Raw genomic sequence first — 4,193 nt, 5'->3', positions numbered from 1 at the left:
GGGGACACGCGCGGGGCGGGCGGGGCCGGCTGCGGGCGGGAGGGGTCCGCCACGGCCGGGATCGGCGTCGAGTCGGCCCGGAAGCCCATCTGGCGCGCGACCGTCGCGTGACGCGAGCCGCGCATCGACATCGCGCCCACGCCGTCGTCCGCGCCGGTGTTGCGCAGGTCGCCGAGCCGGTACAGCTCTTGGCCGACGACCGCGTCGGGGGTACCGAGCCGGTCGAGGATGACCTGAACGGAACCGCGCGTATGCGCGTTCAGCCGCTCGCGCTCGCTGTTGATCTGACTCCGGAGGCGCTCCACCAGTCTGGCCCGGTCGGCGGGCCGCAGTCGCCGTTGCGCGGCGTCTCCGACCTCGCCCAGGTACTGCAGAACCAGGTGATCACTCTCGAAGTTCACGTCCCACCCCCACCGAAGGATCGCCCTGGCCTTGCCTTTTCGCTGCTTTTCGCTGCGCTTTGCTCGAACCGCTGTGCCGTGTCTCGTGTATGGATCGGCAAAGCGACACTTCAGCCTAGGGCCGCGTGGGCGAACGGAGCGAGTCCTTCCCACGATCTTTGCGCGGACACACGGGAGTTGCCTGCGTTTGTGGCGTCGACGCCCGGGAAGGGCTCGCCCGTCGCGGATGGCGAAGGCTGGGGTTTCTTCCGTGCCCGGGAGCCGAGATTGCGACCTGCGACGGGCCGGCCGTTGGGGGTGGTGGTCCGGCTTCGGTGGACTTTCGGTCGCGTCTGCCCGCCCACCCGTCCACCCGTCCACCCGGCACCCGCCCGTTTCGGACGGTGAACAGGCTGCGGTTCCCCCGGCCCGCCCGCCGGCGATCTGCGCGGGACGGAGAGGAACGCTTGGCGAGAGCAGCCCCCACAAATGAGAGCAGTGCTCTCGCTCCGAAGTCTCTGACGCGGAGCGCCCCGATCGGGCGAGAGCGGTGCTCGCAGGCGAGAGCGCTGCTCTCGGTTCGGGGAGGCGAGAGGGCGGGATCTGCCATCCAGAGAGAGCGGTGTTCTCGAATGAGAGCGGTGCGTACAAGCCAGAGCTGAGAGCGGTGCGTACAAGCGAGAGCGCTGCTCTGATTCGGAGCGGTGGGAGGGCGGGATCCGCCGAAGGGAGGACGATGCTCGCCAATGAGAGCGGTGCTCTCGCTTCGAAGTCTCTGACGCGGAGCGCCCCGAGCGGATGAGAGCGGTGCTTGCAGGCGAGAGCGGTGCTCTCGGTTCGGGGAGGCGATAGGGCGGGATCTGCCGTCCAGAGAGAGCGGCGTTCTCAAATGAGAGCGGTGCGTACAAGCGAGAGCGCTGCTCCGGTTCGGAGTGGTGGGAGGGCGGGATCTGCCGAAGGGGGGATGATGCTCGCCAATGAGAGCGGTGCTCTCGCTTCGAAGTCTCTGGCGCGGAGCGCCCCGAGCGAGCGAGAGCGGTGCTTGCAAGCGAGAGCAGTGCTCTCGATTCGAGGGTGGCGAACGCGGATCTGCCTTCAAACGAGAGCGATGCTCTCGCGGCGGGGCCCGGGTGCGGAGCGCTTGCTTGAGCGAGAGCGGTGCTCTCGGTTCGGGGCGGCGGGCGCGGATCTGCGGTCGCGAGAGAGAGCGGTGCTCGCTAATAGGAGCGGTGCTCTTGGCTTGGATCGCCAGGCGCTGATCTGCGGTCGCGAGAGAGAGCGGTGCTCGCTAATCGGAGTGGTGCTCTTGGCGCGGATCGTCAGGCACGGAGCGTCTGGCGCAAATCGTCAGGCGAGGATCGTCAGGCTCGGATCGTTAGGCGCGGATCGTCAGGTGCGGAGCGCCATGCTTGGGCGAGAGCTGTGCTTGCGAGTGAGAGCGGTGCTCTCGGTTCAGGGCCGGGGATCTCGGTCGGGGCCTTGGCCGCGGCCACATCGGCACCCTGGCCGACGCGGATGGCGATTCGTGCGCCGGCTCAGGCGGTGTGCGGGGTCTCGCGCTGTCTACCGCGCCTCGCCGCCTGGTTTGTTGTCCGGTTGGGGCGAGGTGTTGCGTTCCGTTCGCGGCCTCTTCGGTGCTCGTCGGTGGAGGGGCCGGCGGGGTGGGTCGGTGGGAGCGGTGAGGGTTGTGGGGTGGACCGTCTAACGTTGATGGGATGACCACCGCTGCGTCGCCTACTCGATCCGGTTCGGAAAGAGCTGCCGAGTCCGGGCCCCGGACCCTTGCCGAGGATCTGCGTGGGCGTACCGACGAGGCGCTCGGCGCGCTTTTGCGGGCCCGGCCCGACCTGACCATCCCGGTGCCGGTGGACCTCACCCAGCTCGCCACCCGGGCCACCACCCGCGCGTCGATCGCGCGGGCCCTGGAGCGGCTCGATCGGTTCACCCTCCAAGTCGTGGACGCGGCGGTCGTGCTGCCCGACGGGTTCTCGGCCGAGCGGCTGTACGCGCTGATCGGGGAGGCCCCCGAGGCGTTCGAGCGGACCGTGGCCAACCTGCGCGAGCAGGCGCTGTTGTGGGGTCCGGCCGACGCGCTGCGGGTGGTGCGTACCGTGCGGGACCTGGTCGGGGCGAGCCCCGCGGGACTGGGGCCCACCCTCGCCGGCGCGCTCGCGGCGACCGCGCCTTCGCGGTTGCAGGACCTGCTCGCCGACCTCGGCCTGGCGTCCACCCACGACGCCGTGTCCGCGATCACCGCGACGACCGAGCTGTTCACCGACCCGGTCGCGCTCGACGCGCTGCTCGCGCAGGCCCCCGACGCCGCGCGTGAGGTGCTCGACAAGCTCGTGTGGGGCCCGCCCACCGGCAGTGTCCGCGGCGCGGACCGCCCGGTGCGGGTGGGCGCCGCCCGTACTCCCGTCGAGTGGCTGCTAGCCCGCGCCCTGCTCGTTCCCGTCGGCGCCGACACGGTCGTGCTGCCCCGCGAGATCGCCCTGCACCTGCGCGGTGGCCGGGTCCACCGCTCGCTCGAACCCACCCCGCCCGCCCTCGTCGTGCGCGCGCACGATCCACAGGCTGTGGACACGCTTGCGGCCGGCTCGGCGTTCACCGCCGTGCGCCGGGTCGAGGACCTGTTGGAGCTGTGGAGCGCCGGCGGCCCGTCCGTACTGCGGGCCGGCGGGCTGGGGATGCGCGAGTTCAAGCGCACCGCCGTCCAAGCCGACGTGCCCGAGGCCGAGACCGCCCTGTGGCTGGAAACCGCCTACGCGATGGGCCTGGTCGCGGGCGACGGCGAGCCCGACGAACAGTGGCTGCCCACCCCCGCCTACGACACGTGGCGCCGCACTCCCGTCGGTACCCGCTGGGCCGCGCTCGCGGGCACCTGGCTGGAAACCACCCGCGTACCCGCCCTGGTCGGCACCCGCGACGACAAGGACCGGCCGATCGGCGCGCTCGGCATGAGCGTCGACCGCACCGCCGCCCCCGAGGTGCGCCGCCGGATCCTGGCCACCTTGGCCGGCCTCGCCCCCGGCACGTCCGCCGACGCCGACTCGCTGCTCGCCCACCTGACGTGGCATCAGCCGATCCGGGCGGCACGGCTGCCCGAGAGCATGTTCCGGGCGATGCTCGTCGAGGCCGAACTGCTCGGCATCATCGGCCGAGGCGCCCTCGCCGACTACGCTCGTACGCTCGGCGACGGCCGGGTGTTCGAGGCGGGCGACGCGCTCACCCCGCTGCTCCCGCGGCCGCTCGACCACATCTTCCTCCAGGCCGACCTGACCGCCGTGGCCCCGGGCCCGCTGATCATGGAACTGGCGCACGAACTGCACCTGGCCGCCGACATCGAGTCCACCGGCGGCGCCACCGTCTACCGCTTCACCGAGGAATCGGTGCGCCGCGCCCTCGACGCCGGCCGCACCGCCGGCGACCTGCACCACCTGCTCGCGACCCACTCGCGCACCCCCGTACCGCAACCGCTCACCTACCTCGTGGACGACGTCGCCCGCCGGCACGGCCGGATCCGGGTCGGCACCGCGAGCGCCTTCCTGCGCTGCGACGACGACGCGCTCCTGACCGAATTGGTCGCCGACCGCCGCGCGGCCGGACTGCGCCTGCGCCGCCTCGCGCCGACCGTGCTCGCGGCCGAATCCGCTCCCGACGCGGTCCTGGAGAAGCTGCGCGCGATGGGCTTCGCGCCGGTCGCCGAATCCGCCACCGGTGACCTCGTCCTGACCCGCCCCGACACCAGACGCACCCCGCCCCGCTCCGCCCCGCCGCGCGTGGCCGGGGAGCCGCCGGCCCCGAGCGAGGCCC

At 72.2% G+C, this 4,193-nt stretch carries 1 protein-coding gene and 1 pseudogene; one reads left to right on the top strand and one right to left on the bottom strand.

Annotated features, from left to right (window positions below):
• Positions 1-401: pseudogene (locus tag GT354_RS47580) on the bottom strand (hypothetical protein); the annotation flags it as partial.
• A 1,694-nt stretch (positions 402-2,095) separates the two neighbouring features.
• On the opposite strand from GT354_RS47580, the gene GT354_RS47575 reads away from it, so the two are divergent.
• Positions 2,096-4,193, top strand: a 2,098-nt coding sequence (locus tag GT354_RS47575; RefSeq protein ID WP_161364036.1) for a helicase-associated domain-containing protein, incomplete at its 3' end; no start/stop codon positions are given.

The sequence above is a fragment of the Streptomyces sp. SID3343 genome (genome assembly GCF_009865215.1).
Lineage (GTDB): Bacteria > Actinomycetota > Actinomycetes > Streptomycetales > Streptomycetaceae > Embleya.
This window is presented reverse-complemented; position numbering and strand designations above follow the sequence as displayed.